12 protein-coding genes and 2 tRNA genes are annotated in these 19,568 nt (G+C 37.7%); 7 read left to right on the forward strand and 7 right to left on the reverse strand.

Annotated elements, in window-relative coordinates:
• Positions 1-77 precede the first annotated feature (77 nt).
• The gene (gene folK / locus ACJJVW_RS08875; RefSeq protein ID WP_405251374.1) at positions 78-1,214 is read left to right on the forward strand and encodes a 2-amino-4-hydroxy-6-hydroxymethyldihydropteridine diphosphokinase; all 1,137 of its coding nucleotides are present in this window, start codon (positions 78-80) and stop codon (positions 1,212-1,214) included.
• A 1-nt stretch (position 1,215) separates the two neighbouring features.
• Here the strand turns inward: folK and ACJJVW_RS08880 are convergent, their stop codons facing one another.
• A complete protein-coding gene (locus ACJJVW_RS08880) occupies positions 1,216-2,628 on the reverse strand; it encodes a CotH kinase family protein (protein WP_405251375.1) in 1,413 nt (470 codons plus the stop codon).
• 143 nt (positions 2,629-2,771) lie between these two features.
• On the opposite strand from ACJJVW_RS08880, the gene ACJJVW_RS08885 reads away from it, so the two are divergent.
• Positions 2,772-3,209: a hypothetical protein gene (locus tag ACJJVW_RS08885; protein ID WP_405251376.1), complete on the forward strand. Its 438-nt coding sequence runs from the start codon at positions 2,772-2,774 to the stop codon at positions 3,207-3,209.
• 12 nt (positions 3,210-3,221) lie between these two features.
• Here the strand turns inward: ACJJVW_RS08885 and ACJJVW_RS08890 are convergent, their stop codons facing one another.
• Complete coding sequence (locus tag ACJJVW_RS08890; RefSeq protein ID WP_013750301.1) at positions 3,222-4,196, reverse strand: polyprenyl synthetase family protein; 975 nt, start codon at positions 4,194-4,196, stop codon at positions 3,222-3,224.
• A gap of 163 nt (positions 4,197-4,359) precedes the next feature.
• Between ACJJVW_RS08890 and ACJJVW_RS08895 the strand changes: the two genes are divergently transcribed.
• Genes ACJJVW_RS08895 through ACJJVW_RS08910 form a run of 4 tightly spaced genes read left to right on the forward strand, consistent with a single transcriptional unit; the run spans position 4,360 to position 11,071 of the window.
• Positions 4,360-4,965, forward strand: a complete 606-nt coding sequence (locus tag ACJJVW_RS08895; protein WP_298322424.1) for a TetR/AcrR family transcriptional regulator — start codon at positions 4,360-4,362, stop codon at positions 4,963-4,965.
• Entirely contained in the window at positions 4,965-6,305 is a 1,341-nt protein-coding gene (locus ACJJVW_RS08900; RefSeq protein WP_405251377.1) for a TolC family protein, read from the forward strand. The genes ACJJVW_RS08895 and ACJJVW_RS08900 overlap by 1 nt, the downstream gene beginning before the upstream one ends.
• 50 nt (positions 6,306-6,355) lie before the next feature.
• Entirely contained in the window at positions 6,356-7,522 is a 1,167-nt protein-coding gene (locus tag ACJJVW_RS08905; RefSeq protein ID WP_405253084.1) for an efflux RND transporter periplasmic adaptor subunit, read from the forward strand.
• A 3-nt stretch (positions 7,523-7,525) separates the two neighbouring features.
• Positions 7,526-11,071, forward strand: a complete 3,546-nt coding sequence (locus ACJJVW_RS08910) for an efflux RND transporter permease subunit (RefSeq protein WP_405251378.1) — start codon at positions 7,526-7,528, stop codon at positions 11,069-11,071.
• Positions 11,072-11,330: 259 nt separating this feature from the next.
• On the opposite strand, the gene ACJJVW_RS08915 is transcribed toward ACJJVW_RS08910, so the two are convergent.
• Both ACJJVW_RS08915 and ACJJVW_RS08920 read right to left on the reverse strand, forming a co-directional pair.
• The gene (locus ACJJVW_RS08915) at positions 11,331-12,686 is read right to left on the reverse strand and encodes a RagB/SusD family nutrient uptake outer membrane protein (protein WP_405251379.1); all 1,356 of its coding nucleotides are present in this window, start codon (positions 12,684-12,686) and stop codon (positions 11,331-11,333) included.
• A gap of 9 nt (positions 12,687-12,695) precedes the next feature.
• A complete protein-coding gene (locus ACJJVW_RS08920) occupies positions 12,696-15,674 on the reverse strand; it encodes a SusC/RagA family TonB-linked outer membrane protein (RefSeq protein ID WP_405251380.1) in 2,979 nt (992 codons plus the stop codon).
• Positions 15,675-16,234: 560 nt separating this feature from the next.
• On the opposite strand from ACJJVW_RS08920, the gene mutS reads away from it, so the two are divergent.
• Positions 16,235-18,826, forward strand: a complete 2,592-nt coding sequence (gene mutS, locus ACJJVW_RS08925; RefSeq protein ID WP_405253086.1) for a DNA mismatch repair protein MutS — start codon at positions 16,235-16,237, stop codon at positions 18,824-18,826.
• A 230-nt stretch (positions 18,827-19,056) separates the two neighbouring features.
• On the opposite strand, the gene ACJJVW_RS08930 is transcribed toward mutS, so the two are convergent.
• The 3 genes from ACJJVW_RS08930 to ACJJVW_RS08940 form a co-directional block, all read right to left on the reverse strand.
• Entirely contained in the window at positions 19,057-19,176 is a 120-nt protein-coding gene (locus tag ACJJVW_RS08930; RefSeq protein ID WP_366519227.1) for a GIY-YIG nuclease family protein, read from the reverse strand.
• A 48-nt stretch (positions 19,177-19,224) separates the two neighbouring features.
• Positions 19,225-19,308 (reverse strand) — tRNA-Leu (locus tag ACJJVW_RS08935).
• A gap of 73 nt (positions 19,309-19,381) precedes the next feature.
• Positions 19,382-19,453 (reverse strand) — tRNA-Gly (locus ACJJVW_RS08940).
• Positions 19,454-19,568 lie beyond the last annotated feature (115 nt).

Genomic DNA, 19,568 nt, shown 5'->3' on the forward strand with positions numbered 1-19,568 from the left:
TCAAAATTAGCGCATTGTGATTTTGATTTCCTTAATTTGTTGTGAAATGTTATTCTCGTAATTCAACAGCTAGATCTTTGCATACCACATTCTTATCATTAGGCAGTAATCAAGGAAACACTTATGAAGCACTCGATAAAGCGATACAATTGCTTTTTGAGCGTGTAGGTAGGGTTGTGAAAATTTCTCCTGTGTATCAAAGTCCTGCTTGGGGTTTTGATGGGCCAGATTTTCACAACTGTGTGGTGAGGATGGAAACATCATTACCTATTAAAAAACTCTTAGACACGACACAGGCTATAGAGCAATTACTAGGTCGTAAGGAAAAGGAAGGAACAGCTTATCAATCAAGAATAATAGATATAGACATATTGCTTTATGACGATGTTGTAAAGCAGTCAGAGCAACTCACGGTTCCTCATAAGCATATGAAAGAGCGGTTGTTTGTACTACAGCCACTTGCAGATATCGCAGGTGATGAGGTTTGTGAGGCATTATCTACACCTGAAAATCCAGTCACTTACTTAGAGTTATTAGAAGCTTGTAACGATGATAGTATTCTTACAAAACAGGCTAAATGGCTTAAGAAACCACAAGACAGTATTGATTTAGGTGGTTACAACTATATCACCATAGAAGGAAATATAGGAGCAGGAAAAACAAGCCTCGCCACGATGATCTCAGATGAGTTTAATGCAAAGCTTATTCTTGAGCGTTTTAAAGACAATCCTTTCTTGCCTAAGTTTTACAAAGACCCAGATAGATTTGCCTTTCCGTTAGAAATGTCTTTTCTGGCAGATAGGTACCAGCAGCTATTAGATGATTTAGGACAATATGATCTTTTTAAGGATTTTATGTGCGCAGATTATGATCGTTACAAATCGCTCATATTTGCACAGGTAACCTTACAAGAGGAGGAGTTTTTGCTGTACAAGCGTCTCCACGAGATGATGTATAAAGATATGCCGCAGCCAGACTTATACGTTTACCTTTATCAAAATACAGAGCGTTTACTTAAGAATATAAAGAAGCGTGGTCGTAGTTATGAGAAGAGTATTGATCCTACATACTTAGAAAAAATAAACCAAGGGTACCTTGATTTTATAAAGACTCAGCATAATCTCAATGTTAAGATTATTGATATTTCAGAGTTAGATTTTGTAAAAAATAGAGCGGATTTCTTATCAATTATCAACCAATTTGCAAACGAGTAATTTAGAGTTTAGAAATATAATCGTCTAGAAACGCGAGTCTTTCCTTAGTCCATTTCTGCATATAGCCTAGTCCTTCCCGGTCAGATATAAAATCTTTCCATACCAGCTGTTCTCTTTCAAAAACTAGATTAGATGAGAGTTTTTCATATACATTTCGTTGTCTAGTGAGTAGTTCTTCCTCACTCAATACTTTAGTGCGCAGTGTTGCCCATCGTGCTTTAAAACGCGCGTTAAAATCATCTGCATTTGTTTTGATAAGTCTTCTCACGAGACCGTTTGTGAGAAAATCGTCGGTGGTTTTTATTCGTTTGCCACTAAAAATAGTCCCGAAGCTTCCATCTAGGTCCCATGGGGCATAGAAGTAAGGTTCTCCTGCGTCGTAACGTATGAGATATAAATTCTTACCTAAATTATCTGGCGCGCGCACAGCGTTGATGTATAGGAAATAATCAATGGCATTATTGATTACAAATTGTTCTGAAATTCCTTTCGCGAAAGCGTCATCATCACTATTTACGACAAAGTCTGTAAACGGGTACACATTATCCCAAGGAGCATTAGTGTCAGAAGGGTATTTAATATCATAACCGCCCCAGCTTGCTAAGAAATTCTTTTTAGGAGGTATGGAGTCAAAAGAGCTAGCGCCTAGGTAGCGCGCCCCTTGAAAAATCTCACCACGCACCGTGTCACCACGATTCTTTTTTACTTGTACGAGTTTGCGATCTACTTGTTCTTGCAGTAAGAAAATCCCTTGATACCTTCCGTTTACAAAAACCTCGGAATAGGCGGCTGTTGCGCCAGCTTTGGCTGTTGGTTCTTTATCTAGATAATGTGGTGTATAGATGTCATTCCATAAATTGAGAGATAGATAAGAACGCATTCTCAGTGGCTCATTATAAAGCCCATCTAGAATCCAGTCGTCATCACTGCGCATACCTGCAAGCTCATAATCTTGATTTTCAAAGCCTAGGCTATCTTTATAAAAGTTGAGGTCGTACGTCTTTTTTGGAAACACGAGAGAGCTACTTCCTCTCAGTTCTATCCCTGCGTGACTTGTAAACTGTGTGTCTTTATCTGCATAAGAGATTGTTGCCATACGTTTAGGCTCATTTACAATCCCCTGTGGAGCATCTATCTGTATGAGTGGATATGAAGTGAAATAAGTTTTATAAGTAGTTGCGCCATGCTTAAGTAAGTGAAAGGCAGTATAAACAGAGTCCTTACTTGAAAGATTAAGAGTGTATGATAGTCCGTTAATCTGGAAATCGCCGTCTTTTATTGTGGTCCCTTTAGGTATGTGAATAACAGCAATATTAAGAGAATCGTCTATTGCGACGCTTTGTGGAGTAAAGGTTACTTGAGCACAAGAGCTTATAGAACATGCTACTAATAATAGAAAAGTATAATATCTCACAATAGATTGATTTACAGTAAAGATAATGCAATTGAAATGCCACAAATGAATGTTAAGGAAATTTTGAGAGTCTTATAAAAGTGTACTTTTATGTTATGAGATTGATAATTAGTTTTTTACTCTGCTTTTGTACCACGCTTTTGATGGGGCAAGAAGGCGTAACATCAAGTGTAGCACTGGGTCCTCCTAACCCAAAACCAGGGGTTTGCTACCTTTCACGTGACAGTGGAGGTGAAGATAAATTATGGAAAGCGGTACTCTGCGAGTGGAAAGAGTATCAAACTTTAGATATTCTTAGTGATAGCATGGAGCCTAGATTATCTAACTATGATAAGCATTACATTAATAAACGAGTGCGTGTATTACTTGAGCGTAAGCTCTCACTAGAAGTTGAAAGTTATTATTCTTCAAGCGCCAGTGACACCACAGATGCTTGCCTTGCCAAGGCAAGAGCTAGTGAAGTAGGAGAGTATCTTATAAGTCAGGGACTAGAAAGAGATCAACTTAAGATTACCTTGCTCCCAGTTAAAGATAGCGTGGGTTTAAGTTTGAGAGTAAGGGCTATTAATGCATTGCAATAGCGCTACGTATTCTTAATAAGTACGCTTCATTAAACTCTCTCCAAAAAGGCGTAGCACCTCTTTTTTATCTTCAGAGATATCAACGTTATCTAGTGCGGTAAATGCTTTCTGCGTGTATTTGGCAATTTCTTGCTCGGTAGCTTTTGCTGCACCAGAGTCTAAAAACTGTTGCTTAACTGTTTCTATTTTCTCCGCAGGATCTGCTGGTGAGATAGAGAAGAAATGCTCTAGTTGTTGTGCATCATCTTTATCTGAGTTTATAAGCGCAGTAAGATATAAGAAAGTCTTTTTGTTTTCTATAATATCACCGCCTACTTGCTTCCCAAAACTCTCTGGATCACCAAAAGCGTCTAGATAATCATCTTGTAATTGGAATGCGAGACCTAAATCACGACCATAATTATAAATTGCTTCTTGACAAGTTTTTGAAGCGCCAGCAACTATAGCTCCCATTTTAAGAGCAGCGCCCACGAGTACAGCTGTTTTATACTCAATCATTTTCATATACTCAGGGATGGTAACATCGTCACGAGTTTCAAAATCTACATCATACTGCTGTCCTTCACAAACTTCAATTGCCGTTTTAGAAAAGAGCTTTGCTAGCTCCTTAAACGTATCTCCTTCATAATTTTCAAATAACTGGTAAGCTCTTATAAGCATTGCATCTCCAGAAAGTATACCTGTGTTTATATCCCATTTTTCATGTACAGTTTCCTTACCACGACGCAATGGAGCATCATCCATGATGTCATCATGCACTAAAGAAAAGTTATGAAAAATCTCTATAGCCAGTGCAGCATCAAGTGCGATAGCATGATCTTTTTCAAACAATTCACAAGCCATAAGTGTAAGTACAGGGCGCAGTCTCTTACCTCCTAAACCAAGTATATAATTTATAGGGTCGTATAAATTTTTCGGCTCTTTCTCTAGGGTGTGTTTATTTAAATAATCAATAAATACCTCTGTGTATTCTGGAATGCTGCGCATGAATTGCAATTTTTTTTGTAAAAATAAGTGATAAGAGATGATTATGCCCTATTACGCTTTCGCGAAAGCGTACCGTAAACCCCTACAACTGTTAAAATTTGTTTAAAATAGTTGGAAACTATAAAAACTTTAAAAGTTTCCTGCGTATTTTTGCACTCGAAATATGAAAGACCAATTATTACACACTGCCACCGAATTGTTTTTAAGTCAGGGATTTAAGAGCATCACAATGGATGATATAGCCAAAGAAATGGGTATGTCTAAGAAAACAGTGTACAGCTACTATTCAAATAAAGAAGCAATAGTCTCTGCAAGTGCGATGCAGATGTTTACAGATGTATGCGGAGGGATAGATACCATATTTGAGCGTGAGTTAAATCCTATTGAGGAATTATATGACATTAAGAAATATGTACTTGAGCACATTAATGGAGAGCGTACTTCTTCTATGTATCAGCTTCAAAAATATTATCCTAAGATACACCAGACGCTTAGAAAGAGTCAGTATGATTACATGCAAAGTTGTGTGACTAGAAACGTGCTCAAAGGGATAGAACAAGAACTTTTTATAAGTGATATAAGTGTAGAGTTTGTAGTAAATATTTACTTCACAGGGATGACAGGTATTAAGGATGAGACTATTTTTCCTAAATCTACATTTCCCGTGTCAGACCTATATGATATGTATCTAGAGTATCACATACGTGGTATTGTAACTCCTAAAGGAAGAAAAATTTTAAATAAACTCATCAAATCTAACCACAACTAATGATACAGAGATTATCTATAGCGATATTATTACTAGTAAGTGTTGCCACGGTAGCACAAACTAGAAGTTTTACCGTAGAAGAGGCTGTAACCTTTGCTCTAGATAGCAATTATACAGCTATCAATAGCCGCCGAGACATCGCAAAGGCAATTAAGAGAAAATGGGAAACCACTGCTAGCGGATTACCACAGGTAAGCGCTAGTCTAGATTATAATTACCAGATAAAACAGCCTACACAGCTTATCCCAGCCGAGTTTGTAGGAGGTGATGCAGGTACTTTTATCCCTGTAGTTTTTGGAACACAACAAAATGCGACTGCAACGGCAACGTTAAGTCAGCTTATTTTTGATGGGTCATACCTTGTAGGATTACAAGCAGCCAAGACTTTTCTAGACTATTCTAAAAATGCCAATGAAAAGACACAACTTGAAGTGCGCAAGGGTGTCATAAACGCATATGGAGGAGTGCTTCTTGCTCAAGAGAGCGTAGCAATTTTAGACAAGAATATCGCGACACTAGAAGACAACTTGAGAGAGACAAGAATCATTTTTGAAAATGGATTTGCAGAGGAGGAAGATGTAGAGCAACTACAGATTACCTTTTTGTCACTCAAGAACCAGCGAGCAAATGCACAGCGTATGGTAACCATTGCTAAGCAAATGTTCAATCTAGCAATAGGCATCGATGTAAATGAAGAAACGGTATTCACTCAAACGCTAGAAGGGCTCGCACTACCAGCATTAGGACTTCTTAATGATACCGTAAACTTAGAGCAAAACGTAGATTATAAGATTGTAAATAATCTTAATGAGCAACGCGAGCTTGAGCTTAAACTTGAGAAAAGTAAAGCGCTACCTACACTAGGAGCGTTTATAAATGTAGGAACATTTGCAGGGCGTAACGAGTTTAACTTTTTTGATAGTGATGAGAAGTGGTTCCCGCAATCTATTACTGGTTTCCAACTTAATATTCCAATTTTTAGTTCTGGCATGCGTAATGCGAGAACGGCACAAGCTGCAATAGCACTGGATCAAGCCAAAACTCAAAAAGAGGAGACAGCACAGCAAATTAAACTTGCATATGCATCGGCAAAAAGTGATCATGAGCTTGCCATAGATAACTACAATACATCTCTTAAGAATATCACGCTAGCAGAGCGTATTGAGAATAAGAATCAAATAAAATTTAGAGAAGGATTAAGTACAAGTTTTGATTTGAGACAAGCGCAAACGCAACTTTACCAAGTACAACAAGAGTTACTGCAAGCAATGTTACAAATAATTACAACTAAGGCAGATCTAGAGACCATACTTAATGTGCCTAATTATACCAATAACTAGTTCTCTCAACAAGAGATTTTAATAAGCTACCAATCAGAAATAAAATAATGATGAAAAAATATATCACACTTGCTATCTTAAGTATCGCACTCGTTTCTTGTGGAGGAGACTCTAGCGGAAAATCTGTAGAGACACTCATAGAATCTGGCACAGTAGAAGAGCTTCAGGCTAAGAAAGAAGCGCTTAAGGCAGAAATAACTACTAGTAATGAGCAACTGGCACAAATTGAAAAAGTGCTAGAAGAAAAAACACCTAGAGACAAGAAAGAGGTTCTTATTACTACAATGACCGTTAAGGATACTTTATTCAACCACTTTATAGAAGTACAAGGTAATGTGGAAACTAAGCAAAACGTACTTATATATCCAGAGTATCAAGGAACACTCTCAAGAGTGCTTGTAAAGGAAGGGCAGCGCGTAAGAAAAGGGCAGTTGCTAGCTCGTATAGATGATGGAGGTTTAGGGAGCCAAGTAGCACAAGTAGAGTCTCAGGCAGCACTTGCAAAGACTACTTTTGAGCGTCAACAACGTTTATGGGATCAAAAGATAGGGTCAGAGATTCAATACTTGCAAGCAAAGACACAATATGAGTCATCACAAAATATGGTGAATCAGATTAGAAGTCAGCTAGGTAAGACTACGGTAACTGCACCTTTTTCTGGTGTGATAGATGAGGTAATTACAGACCAGGGTACCGTAGTTGCTCCAGGAGTAGCTATTTTTAGAATCGTAAATCTTGATAATATGTATGTAGCTGCAGAGATTCCTGAGAGCTACTTACCTACAGTTACGGCTGGTAAAACGGTAAAAGTAGAGTTTCCAGTGCTAGGAGAGAGTATTGATGCTACTGTACGCCAGACGGGTAACTACATTAAACCATCAAATAGAAGTTTTGCTATAGAGGTAGATGTTCCTAATAAAGATGGTAAAGTAAAACCTAACCTTACTGCGCGACTTTCTATCAATGATTATACAGCAGAGAATGCAATCTTAATTCCTCTCAATGTGATTAATGAAAATGCAGATGGTGAGCAATATGTATATATCGCTTTCGCGAAAGCGGACGAAATGATAGCGCAGCAAAAAATCATAACTACAGGTAAATCTCAAGGGGATCGCATTGAAGTACTTTCTGGTATAGAAGTAGGCGATAAGATCATCGTAGAAGGAGCACGATCTGTAAAAGACAACCAAGCTGTAAAAATCTTAACATACTAAGCGATGACAGATAAGAAAAAGAAAAATGTAGATAAGGAATTTGCAATCTCCAGTTGGGCGATTGATAATCCTACCATTATTTACGTTCTTATGGCGCTGTTTCTGGCCTTAGGAATGGGTGCATATTTAGGTATGGCACGTGAGAATTTCCCAGAAATTAATGAGACTAAAATTTATATTTCGGCCCCATATCCTGGGAACACCGCAGAAGATATAGAGCGTCTTATTGTTGATCCGCTGGAGGATAAACTTCAGAATCTATCAGATGTGGTTGAGGTGCTTTCTACTTCGCAAGAAGATTATGCAATCATCACCATAGAGTTCAAGGAAGGAGTTGATGTACAGGTTGCAAAGCAACGTGTAAAAGATGAGGTAGACTCAGAAACAGCAAATGAAGACTGGCCTACGTTTAACAACGCAAAGGTAGAGCCTAACGTATTTGACTTAAGTATCTCTGAGGAAACGCCTATTCTTAATGTAAATGTATCTGGTAACTATCCTACTATAAAGCTTAAAGAGTATGCAGAGTATTTACAAGATGAGATAGAAAGTCTTAAAGAAATAAAGGAGGCAACCATACGTGGTGCTCAAGAGCGCGAGGTAGAAGTAGCAGTAGACGTGTATAAAATGATTGCTGCTCAAGTGAGCTTTAATGATATACTTGCTTCTATAGGAAATGAAAATATGACCCTATCTGCAGGTAACCTTGTGAGTAGTGGGCAACGTCGTAACATTCGTGTGATAGGAGAAATTCAGAGCCCAGAAGAGCTTGAAGATTTTGTAATCAAATCAGATAATGGTGCTGTGTATCTTAAAGATATTGCAGAGGTAACTTTTTCTGAAGAAGATAAAACTACCTATGCTAGAGACCTCACATTATATGAAGGAGATACGGTAAATGACGAGGAGATAAGTGAGACGGTGGTAATGCTAGATGTAAAAAAGCGATCTGGTGAAAACATGATTGAGGCCGTAGAGCAAATCAACGAGATAATAGCAAATGCTACAGCAGAGGTGTTTCCTCCGGATGTGGTTGTGCGTACAGCAAATGATCAGAGTGCAAAGACAGAAAACCAAGTAAACGACCTTGTAAACAATATCATCTTTGGGATTATACTTGTGGTAGGCGTACTTATGTTCTTCTTAGGATTTAAAAATGCACTTTTTGTAGGGTTTGCAATTCCTATGTCTATGTTTATGAGTTTTATGATCCTCAACTTGATGGGTTATACGATGAATACCATGATTCTCTTTGCCCTCATTATGGGACTAGGGATGCTAGTAGATAATGGTATTGTGGTAGTAGAAAATGTGTATCGTCTCATGGACGAAGAAGGAATGGGACGTATAGAAGCGGCCAAAAAAGGTATCGGAGAGATAGCTTTTCCTATCATTATTTCCACACTTACTACGGTAGCAGCTTTCGTGCCACTAGGATTGTGGCCAGGGATTATGGGTCAGTTTATGATTTACTTCCCTATCACACTATCTGTCGTACTTGGTTCATCATTATTTGTTGCAATTTTTATAAACTCGATGCTCGTATCACAGTTTATGAAAACAGATGAGAAGGCGCTTTCGCGAAAATTTCTTATCCGCACCTCACTCATCATGTTGCCTATTGGGTTAATGATATTATTTTTAGGTGGAAGCATACGCGGACTAGGAAGTCTCGTGATTGCAACCATCATCTTCATGTGGATATATAAGTATGTGCTTAAAGGTGCTGCCGATGTTTTTCAAAAGCGTTTTTTAACATGGTTAGAAGATATTTATAAGAGATTCTTAGGATGGGCGATTAGAGGCTATAAACCTATAGGCTTTGTAGTAGGGATTTTCCTGATGCTTATTTTAACCTTTATGGCGTTTGGAGGATCTGTAAGCGCAGGTCGTACAGCAATCGAATTTTTTCCAGATAACAAACCTAACCAGATTACGGTTTATATAGAATATCCAGAAGGTACCGCAATTACCAAAACAGATGCAATCACGAAGGAGATAGAACAACGTGTATTTAAGGTCTTTAATGATGAAGCATACTTAGAAGGTGAAGATTACAATGCACTTGTAGAAACTTCTGTGTCACAAGTAGGAGAAGGCGCAGGTAATCCACAAACAGACGGAGGAAGCGCTGCCGAAATGCCGCACAGAGCAAAAATTACGGCTACCATGCGTGAGTATAAGTACCGTAATGAAGCAGATAGTGAAGAGCTACGTTTTAAGGTGCAAGATGCCGTGAGAGGAGTATATCCAGGAGTTGTAATTACAGTAGAAAAAGATGCAGCAGGACCACCACAGGGATATCCTATCAATATTGAATTAGAAGGTAAGGATTATCAAGAACTCATCATCGCAGCAGAAAAGATGCGTAACTATATTAATAGCCGGAACGTTCCTGGAGTAGATGAGCTTAAGATTAATGTAAATAGAGGTAAGCCAGGAACAGAAGTTCTTGTAGATCGCCAGAAGGCAGGAGAACTAGGTGTAGCAACTGGTCAAGTAGGGCTGCAACTACGTCGCTCTATCTTTGGAGATAAAGCAGGAGTGTATAAAAAGGATGGAGAAGATTATGATATCTACGTACGCTTCAATGAAGAGCAGCGATATGATAAATCTGCTTTATTTAATCAGAACATCACTTTTAGAGATCCTGCTACGGGACAAGTAAAAGAAGTGCCTGTAAGTGCAGTAACCACTACAAGAAACACATCTTCATTTAGTGCAATAAAGCATAGAGATTCTAAACGTGTGGTGACAGTATACTCTAACCTTGCCGCCGGGTTTACAGATGCAGGAGTAGTAGTTGCCGCAGTGCAAGAAGAGATGCAAAACTTTGATGAAATTCCTAAAGATATTAAGGTGAATTATACAGGTCAAATTGAAGACCAAGCAAAGGAAATGAACTTTCTGGTAAGTGCCTTTTTTGGCGGACTGGCATTGATATTTTTCTTGTTGATATTTCAATTTAGCTCCATATCAAAGCCTATCATCATTATGATAGCCATCTTCTTAAGTTTTATAGGAGTGTTTGGTGGTATCATTATTAGTGGATCACCATTTGTTATCATTATGACCATGATGGGTATTATTTCCCTCGCCGGTATTGTGGTAAATAATGGAGTGGTACTTCTGGATTACACGCAGTTACTAGTAGATAGAAAAGAAGTAGCGCAGGATCTTGAAGGAAAGCAAATGCTTGATAAAAAGACCATGCAAGAACTCATTATAGAAGGTGGTCGTGCACGTTTGCGTCCAGTATTACTTACAGCGATAACAACGGTGCTTGGTTTGATACCACTTGCTATTGGTATTAACATTGACTTCTTTGGGTTATTTCAAGAGTTTGATGCTGGTATTTATGTAGGAGGTGATAACGTGATTTTCTGGGGCCCACTTGCGTGGACAGTTATTTACGGATTAATCATAGCAACCTTCCTTACTCTTATTATCGTACCATTGCTATATTACATAGTATATCGTATTAAGGTTAAAGTAAGAGGAAGTGCAGCAACAGACAGAAATAATGAAGCACATAGAGAAGCAGCATAAAACTAACTTCTGATACATGTAAAATGCCCTCAACATAATTGTTGAGGGCATTTTTTTTGTGCGTTAGTAAAGCCGTTCGTCTTAATTAGTTTCAACTGGTAAGCGTATTAAAAGCTAATAGGAAGGCATTTGCATTAGCGTTTTGCTCATCAAATAATGTAACTTATAGATGTTTGTTGTGGATTGTCTCGCTTTCGCGAAAGCATAAAAAAACCCTCTCAACATACATTGAGAGGGTTTGAATAAATTAGATGTTTGTTTATTGATTCTCAGTAAGTGGTACTGGGAATAGAGAAAACACATCATCATTTGCTCTATCAATAGGTAACTCGTCAAGACGATTGTAACGACGTACATCTATCCATCTGTGTCCTTCTGCAAATAGAGAATATCTACGTTGTGTTAACATCTCATCAGTAAGCTCTGTAGGATCAGTAGTTCCGGAATATGGATCTAGACCAGCACTTTGTCTAATTAGGTCAAGTGCAACTATTGCTTCGGCAGGATTTACGGTAATATTTGCTTCTGCATAAAGTAATAATAACTCTTCCTTACGAATAATTGGAATATCATCAACGTTAGAAGTATAACGAAAAACGTCATATTCACCAGTAAGACCGTCAAGTGTTAATGGGTTTGCGATTGGATTTCCATTCTCATCCACCGCACTACGTAAGACAACCTTACTAAGTCGAGCGTCATCTGCTTCTGCATCTGTGATAAAAGATGGTTGTGCGATACGTGCACCCGCAGTAGAAGAGTTTACAGCAAAAAACATAGGATTAAGAATATCTGTCTGGTTTTGTGTAAAGTTGTGATAAACACCAAGATCAAGATTATTATTATCCAATGTTAAGAAGGAGTCATCAAGTAATGATAATACTCCAGGAAAATCTCCTTGATATGCTGCTACTCTTGCTGCGAGGGCATTACTTACTGAAGCAAAATCAGTTGGCACGCTAAAACTATCAAATCCAGATGAAAGTAAGAACGGAAACTCTTCACCTCCAGCACTTAGATCTGCTGCGGCATCTACTAGAGTAGCTCTTATAAAAGTAAGTGCTTCGCTTTTTGATACAAATGGTCCTAAGTTAGTTTCATCTGCCACATCTACACGTATACCTCCTTCGTCTACAAGGTTGAGGTTGAGTAAAAGTTCATGAGCAATCATTGTTTTTAAGAACCCAGTTGTTGCACTCAATTCTTCCGCCGTAAATATTGCAGAAAGATCTTGTGCTTCAATAAATCCTAAGATAAGATTTGCGTTTTTTACGGTTCTATATCTTGCAGCCCATGGGGTTGTGATATAGAAGGTATTATTATCTAAAACGGCATTCTCTCCACCTAGTAAATCACTTGTAAATCTAGGGTCTGAGCTTGAGAATCTATAGTATTCTCTACCTATAACCCCACAATCATCAAAGTAAGTTCCCAGACCTACGCGAGAGCTATATAGCACTCCGCCCACTAGGTCTTGTAAGTCTCCGCGAGTTAGATTGTCCTCAAAGGCATCAACCTCGGGGTTGTTTAAGTCTGAATATTCTTGTACGTCACAAGAATAAAGCCCAGCACAAATACTCAGTGCAAGTAGGCTTTTAGTTATATATTTTTTCATCTTTTTATTTTAAAAGTTTACAGCGAGATTAAATAAGAAGCGCTTTGATGATGGGAAAGGCGTAACCTCTACACCTGTAAAGATACCTCCACCTCCAAAGTTTGAAACTTCTGGATCATAACTATTGTAATCAAATATGTTGATTAGGTTTGTTCCTGAAAATCCTACTTTAATGTTATCTATATTTCCTCCTAAGAAGTTAGTTAATGCTGTAGTTGGGATTGTATAGTATAATCCTACTTCACGTAATCTTAGGTAAGATGCATCTTCTACAAATACATCTGCAGATGAACCTAGCTGACTCACTCTATAAGGACCATTTGCAAGTGCTCCAGAAGGATCAAGTCCAGAATCATCATAATCTGCACTTGTACCGTTGAGGTCAGATAATAATGTAGTCAAGTTGATGTTATCACCACCTTTTTTCCATTGCCATAAAAATGATAATTGGAAATCCTTGTATTGAAGACTATTGTTAAAGGCCATTTGGAAATCTGGCTCTGAATCTCCAAATTTCTGGAATCCATTTGCACCTGGGTTAGGGCCTATTCCTACTATCTGTGTAGCACTAGAACCTTCTTCAATTCTAAATGTACCTAGTGTTGCTCCAAAAGCTCCTACATTGAAAGGATCAACATCTAAACGAGTAATTTTTGAAGTATTTTTAAACCAGTTTACACTAGCGTTCCACACAAAATTTTCTGACTCAATGATATTACTGTTAAGTGATAATTCAAGTCCTTTGTTTTGTAATTCACCTGCATTTACAAATTCGCTCGTAAATCCAGAAGATGGAGGTAGTGCTGAGTTAAGAATTAAATCATCAACAGTTTTAATATAATATGTTGCAGAAAAATCTACTTTACCATCAAGAATACTAAGGTCTGTACCAAATTCTAATTCCTTTTGACGTTCTGGGCTTAAACCAGCATCTCCACGCACCCCTACAAGGCTTATTCCTAATAGACCATCTGTAGAGAATGATGTGTATGATGTAAATAATGCACCAAAAGGAGCAAAGTTACCTGCCTCTCCATAAGCTACACGTAGTTTAAATTTATCAACAAAGCTATCTTCCTTCCAGAAATCAAACTCATTGAAGTTTGCTGCGAGTGATGCTTTTGGGTAATAGTTAAGTTCGTTTGCATCTCCGTTATTTGAAGATTTATCTCCTCTTAATCCTATCGCTCCTATAAGCTTATCTTGAAAATTGATTTCTTCTTGTACAAAGAATCCAGCATCTTCTTGAAGTAGTCTAAACTGGTTAGTTCCAGTATTTGCAGCTTGGTCAACATTAGTTTCTGAAGCTACAAGTCCGCTCGCAGTAATAAGCTGCGTATTTCTGTCAAAATACTCCCTTGTAACACCGGCTTGCGTTCTAAAAGATAAATCATTATCCGTTCTATAATTATGTACTAAGAAAGCCGCTAGATTGTAGTTTCTATTTTGAGTATCTCCTTGCACAGCAACTCCATTTTGACCTCCATTAGCAGGTTTTTGAAATTGTAAATCCTTTGGGAAAATAGCTCTAGATTTCTGTCCATAAGTATCTAAACCTCCACGTAAAATTAATTCAAGGCTTGATTTTTCCTTTTTGAAGATATCTAGATTTGCAGAAGCACCAATAATAAAGCGATCTACAATCTCTCTGTTAGTTACTCTGTCTCTAGTTTGTAATGGGTTTGATGCTCCTGAAGGATTATCCGGGTATACACCATTTTCATCTGGAAATAATTGTAACCATGGAGTTGTACCAGTTAAAGTCACACCAATAGTAGTTCCAGAGTTATCATTATTAAAGAAGCCACGATTAGATCTAGAATTAATATAGTTTGTATTAAGTGATACTTTTAAAAAGTCTGTAGCTCTATGATCTAAGTTAAGACGAAGTGAAGTCTTTTCGTAGCCAGTATTTTTAACAATACCATTTTCATTACTGTGCGTAACCCCAGCATAAAAGCGAGTTTTTACATCTCCACCACTCATGCTAAAGTTAGTTCTACTTATAAGACCTTTTTCTCCATAAATTTCTTCTTCATAATCTACAAGTCTTCCTTCATCTCTTGCAGCTACAAAAAGCGGCACTGCCTCTGCTCCAAAACTATCCTCTACGCGTTGCTCATTATAATCACGTAGTCCTAATAATCTAGTTACCTGAGTCCATCCAAAAGATTGTCCAAATTTAAACTGAGTTTCTCCAGCTTTACCTTTCTTAGTTGTAATGATAACAACTCCGGCAGCAGCTCTAGAACCATATATAGCTGCGGCAGATGCTCCTTTTAATATTTCGATATTTTCAATATCATCTGGATTTATATCTGCTATTCTGTTTGTAGGGTTATCTTGGTTTGAAGCACTTCCTCCAGCAGATGCTGCAGAAACTGCATTAAGACCTGCAGAGATAGAAGAGTTATCTACATAAACACCATCTACAATATAAAGTGGTTGTGTATTACCTTGGATAGAAGTAGCTCCACGAAGTTTAATAGAAAGTCCTCCTCCTGGTGCACCAGAATTCTGGCTCACTAGAGCTCCAGCAAATTTACCATACAGCGCTCCATCTAATGTAGGTGGTGGTGTGGTACCAGTAATTTGCTCTGCTGATACTGATGCTACAGCATTTGCAGCATTAGATCTCTTTACAGAAGATGCTAGTCCAGAAATTACTACTTCATCTAGTGACTCTGAGGATTCTTCAAGAGTTACATTTAATGTTTGTGAACTTGAAATTAATTTTTCTTGTGTAGCATACCCTAGGTATGAAAATTCTAAGGTTCCAGAATTACCGTTTAATGTAATGGAGTAATTACCGTCAAAATCTGAGGTGGTTCCGTTTGAACTTCCTTTTTCAATAACATTGACAAAGGGAATTGGGTTATTTCCAGCATCTTTAATAACTCCTGTAACAACAGACTGACCCATCATGGCACAAGGAATTAAAAATAACAAGAAATAGACCATTTTGAGTAATGGGTACTTTTGTTTCATTTGATATTTGATTTAGTTTATAATCCAAATTATAAATAATATTTAACTTATTTAGCTAATAGTTAACTATATGCTAATAATATTCTAAAAATTACACGAAATAAGCGAATTTGCCAATCGTTATCTTGATTCTTCAAATAAATCAGCTTTCTTTTGAGAACTTTTCATAAGATTATTGATTATATAGATGATTACAAGGGTGTTGTAAAATTGTCTTCGGCTTTTTACTCTCACGGTTATGAGGTATCACCTTAAAATATTAAAAATTGAATCGCTAAATTTTATCTATTAAATTTAATTTTTCGATAATTATAATCTATCTAATTTTAATCTCTAAGCTCTTTTTTAAGAGAAAGTATTCAATTTTATGAGCACTATAATCTTGGTGAACTCGAAGTGCTGTTAAAACGCCTTATTTTGTGCTTTCGCGAAAGCGTGTGTATAAAATGTGGAAAAACTAGGAAAGTCTGGTCATTTTTGAGAAAGCGAACCCAATAGAATAGTGTACTTTTATTTTTCTTAAAATAAATGATTTGGCTAAGAAAAAAGTGACCCCCTTAATGCAGCAGTACAATGGTATTAAAACAAAATACCCGGATGCTTTGTTGCTTTTTAGAGTAGGAGATTTTTATGAAACCTTTGGAGAAGATGCTGTAAAAGCAGCGGGAATTCTCAATATCACATTAACAAGTCGCAATAATGGTGGTGATCGCACGGAGCTTGCTGGCTTCCCACATCATTCTCTAAATACCTATTTGCCTAAGCTTGTAAAGGCAGGTTGTAGGGTGGCTATTTGTGACCAACTAGAAGATCCAAAGCAGACTAAAAAAATTGTAAAGCGCGGTGTGACAGAGCTTGTAACGCCTGGGGTTGCAATGATTGATGATATACTCTCTGCAAAAACAAATAACTTTCTTGGGGCTGTTTTTTTTAATAAAGAAAAGGTAGGAGTTGCTTTCTTAGATGTATCTACTGGTGAGTATCTCACTGCCCAAGGTGATATCGCTTATATAGATAAGCTATTACAAAATTTTGCTCCTAGCGAACTGCTAGTATGTAAAAAGCAAAAAAAGACTTTTTTAGAAGCATATGGCTCAGATTACCACACTTTTTATCAAGAGGATTGGGTGTTTCATATAGACTATGCTACAGAATCTTTGCATAAACACTTTAACGTAAATTCTTTAAAAGGATTTGGGGTGGAGCATCTATCAGAAGGAGTGGTTGCTGCTGGTGCAGCGCTTCATTATTTAGGAGAAACTCAGCATCACAAGCTACAGCATATCACAAGAATAAGCCGTATTGCGGCAGATGATTATGTGTGGATGGATCGCTTTACGATACGAAACCTTGAGTTGTATAACTCGGCTTCTGGAGTAAAGGCCATTACTTTAATAGATATTATAGACAAGACAACTTCTGCTATGGGAGGACGTCTACTTAAACGATGGCTAGCATTACCCCTCAAACGTCTTGATGAAATTGAAAGGCGTCATGAGGTAGTTTCTTTTCTCTCAGATAATGGAGGGATTTTTGATAAAATGCAGTCTAATATTAAGAAAATAGGAGACTTAGAGCGCCTCATAAGTAAGGTTGCTACGGGTAAAATTAGTCCGCGAGAGGTTATTCAGCTTAAAAATTCACTAGAAGCAATCGTTCCTATAAAGTGGTTAGCGCTTAGTACGGATAATGAATCACTTAAAATTATAGGCGAGCAACTTCAAGATTGTGTGGTGTTACTTGATAAAATAAAAGAAACGCTTAAAGAAGAAGCTCCAGTTTCTATAATAAAAGGCGGAGCAATTGCAGCTGGCTTTCATGAAGAGCTAGATGAGTTAAGAGCGTTGTCTCAAGGAGGTAAAGATTACTTAGAGCAAATGCTAGAGCGAGAGACTAAGCGTACAGGGATTACCTCGCTTAAGATAGCGTCAAATAATGTTTTTGGGTATTATATAGAGGTGCGTAACACACACCGTGACAAAGTACCAGAAGAGTGGATAAGAAAGCAAACGCTAGTGAATGCAGAGCGTTATATTACTGAGGAGCTTAAGGAATACGAAGGTAAAATTTTAGGAGCCGAAGAGCGTATTCAGGCGATAGAACAGCAGCTATTTTCTGCATTGGTAAACTGGATGAGTAGTTTTATTCCTCAAGTGCAGGCAAATGCCTCTCAGATAGCACAACTAGATTGTTTATTAGGCTTTACACAGTTAGCTAGGGAAAACAATTATGTGAGACCTACGCTAGATGAGTCACAAGCAATAGATATAAAAGAAGGACGACATCCGGTAATTGAAAAGCAACTCCCACTAGGCGAGTCTTATGTGACAAATGATGTGTATTTAGATAGTGGTGATCAACAAATGATTATGATTACTGGGCCTAACATGTCTGGTAAGAGTGCCATCTTAAGACAGACTGCTTTAATAGTCTTGCTAGCCCAGATGGGGAGTTTTGTACCAGCCCAAGCGGCACATATAGGCGTGGTAGACAAAATCTTTACAAGAGTAGGAGCGAGCGATAACATCTCTATGGGTGAAAGTACCTTTATGGTAGAGATGAATGAAACGGCTAGTATTCTTAATAACTTAAGTGACCGCAGTTTAGTCTTGCTAGATGAGATAGGACGTGGTACAAGTACTTATGATGGAATATCCATTGCCTGGGCGATAAGTGAGTTTTTACATGAACATCCGGGGAGGCCTAAAACGCTCTTTGCAACGCATTATCATGAACTTAATGAGATGTGTGAGACATTTGAACGCATAAAGAACTACAATGTCTCTGTAAAAGAGCTTAAGGATAATGTATTGTTCTTACGTAAACTAGTACCAGGAGGTAGTGCTCATAGTTTTGGAATACATGTCGCAAAGATGGCGGGAATGCCTCAACAGGTACTACGTAGAGCGACAAAAATGATGGAGAAGCTGGAGAAATCTCACGGAAGTGAGGAGCTTACAGGTAAACTTAAAGAAGCTGGCGAAGAAGAAATGCAGCTTAGTTTCTTTAATCTAGATGATCCATTACTAGAAGATATTAAAGAGGAAATTTTACATATAGATATTGACACGCTTACGCCGGTAGAGGCGCTTATGAAGCTCAATGAGATAAAGAGAATGCTTGTTAAAAAGAAGGGTGGCGCTACTTCTTAGAAGGTTAATTGAAGGCTATAAAATACAAAAGGCTTCCTAATGGAAGCCTTTTGTACTCGGGATGAACCCGTTACTTATATTTTTGAACTAGTTTTTGTGCTATTTCTCTATGTTTTTTGATATTCACTAAGTATGTTGTGCTTTTCATACTCTTAATGTGTTTTTCGATGCTCCGTGCTTGTTGATATTCTAAATTGCTTATTTCAAAAAATATCTCCCAATCTTGAGCTCTAGTAGTAAACCCTTTGTGTTTTGGATATATGTTCTTGTATTCTTAGCGCTAGGTCTAGGCAACTCCCTATGTAGTATTTATTGATGTTTTTAGAGTAAAGTATGTAGACGGTTACCATGGTTGAAATATATAAAAATAAAAAAGGCTTCCTGATGGAAGCCTTTTGTACTCGAGACGGGACTTGAACCCGTACGTCCTAATGGACATTGGATTTTAAGTCCAACGTGTCTACCAATTCCACCACTCGAGCATTTTCACTTACGTGAAAAAAATTGGTATTTATTTTTATGCGCTTTCACGAAAGCGTTATAATTTCAAACTAGAGCGAAAGACGAGATTTGAACTCGCGACCCCCACCTTGGCAAGGTGATGCTCTACCCCTGAGCTACTTTCGCATTGCATTCTATAAGAACGACGCTATTTCTCGTAGCGGATGCAAATTTAATCTTTTTCTTCTTTTGGCAAAGGGTTTTTCAAACTTTTTTCAAACTTTTTTTAAGCTATTCCACA

This window comes from Dokdonia sp. Asnod3-C12, from assembly GCF_045063975.1.
Taxonomy (GTDB): Bacteria; Bacteroidota; Bacteroidia; order Flavobacteriales; family Flavobacteriaceae; genus Dokdonia.

Bases quoted from the DNA above. Each gene is read 5' to 3' on its own strand.
- ACJJVW_RS08915 (WP_405251379.1), bottom strand. From the start codon at position 12,686: ATGAAAAAATATATAACTAAAAGCCTACTTGCACTGAGTATTTGTGCT.
- ACJJVW_RS08930 (WP_366519227.1), bottom strand. From the start codon at position 19,176: ATGGTAACCGTCTACATACTTTACTCTAAAAACATCAATAAATACTAC.
- ACJJVW_RS08900 (WP_405251377.1), top strand. From the start codon at position 4,965: ATGATACAGAGATTATCTATAGCGATATTATTACTAGTAAGTGTTGCC.
- ACJJVW_RS08890 (WP_013750301.1), bottom strand. From the start codon at position 4,196: ATGCGCAGCATTCCAGAATACACAGAGGTATTTATTGATTATTTAAAT.
- mutS (WP_405253086.1), top strand. From the start codon at position 16,235: ATGCAGCAGTACAATGGTATTAAAACAAAATACCCGGATGCTTTGTTG.
- ACJJVW_RS08920 (WP_405251380.1), bottom strand. From the start codon at position 15,674: ATGAAACAAAAGTACCCATTACTCAAAATGGTCTATTTCTTGTTATTT.
- ACJJVW_RS08885 (WP_405251376.1), top strand. From the start codon at position 2,772: ATGGGGCAAGAAGGCGTAACATCAAGTGTAGCACTGGGTCCTCCTAAC.
- ACJJVW_RS08895 (WP_298322424.1), top strand. From the start codon at position 4,360: ATGAAAGACCAATTATTACACACTGCCACCGAATTGTTTTTAAGTCAG.
- ACJJVW_RS08910 (WP_405251378.1), top strand. From the start codon at position 7,526: ATGACAGATAAGAAAAAGAAAAATGTAGATAAGGAATTTGCAATCTCC.
- ACJJVW_RS08905 (WP_405253084.1), top strand. From the start codon at position 6,356: ATGAAAAAATATATCACACTTGCTATCTTAAGTATCGCACTCGTTTCT.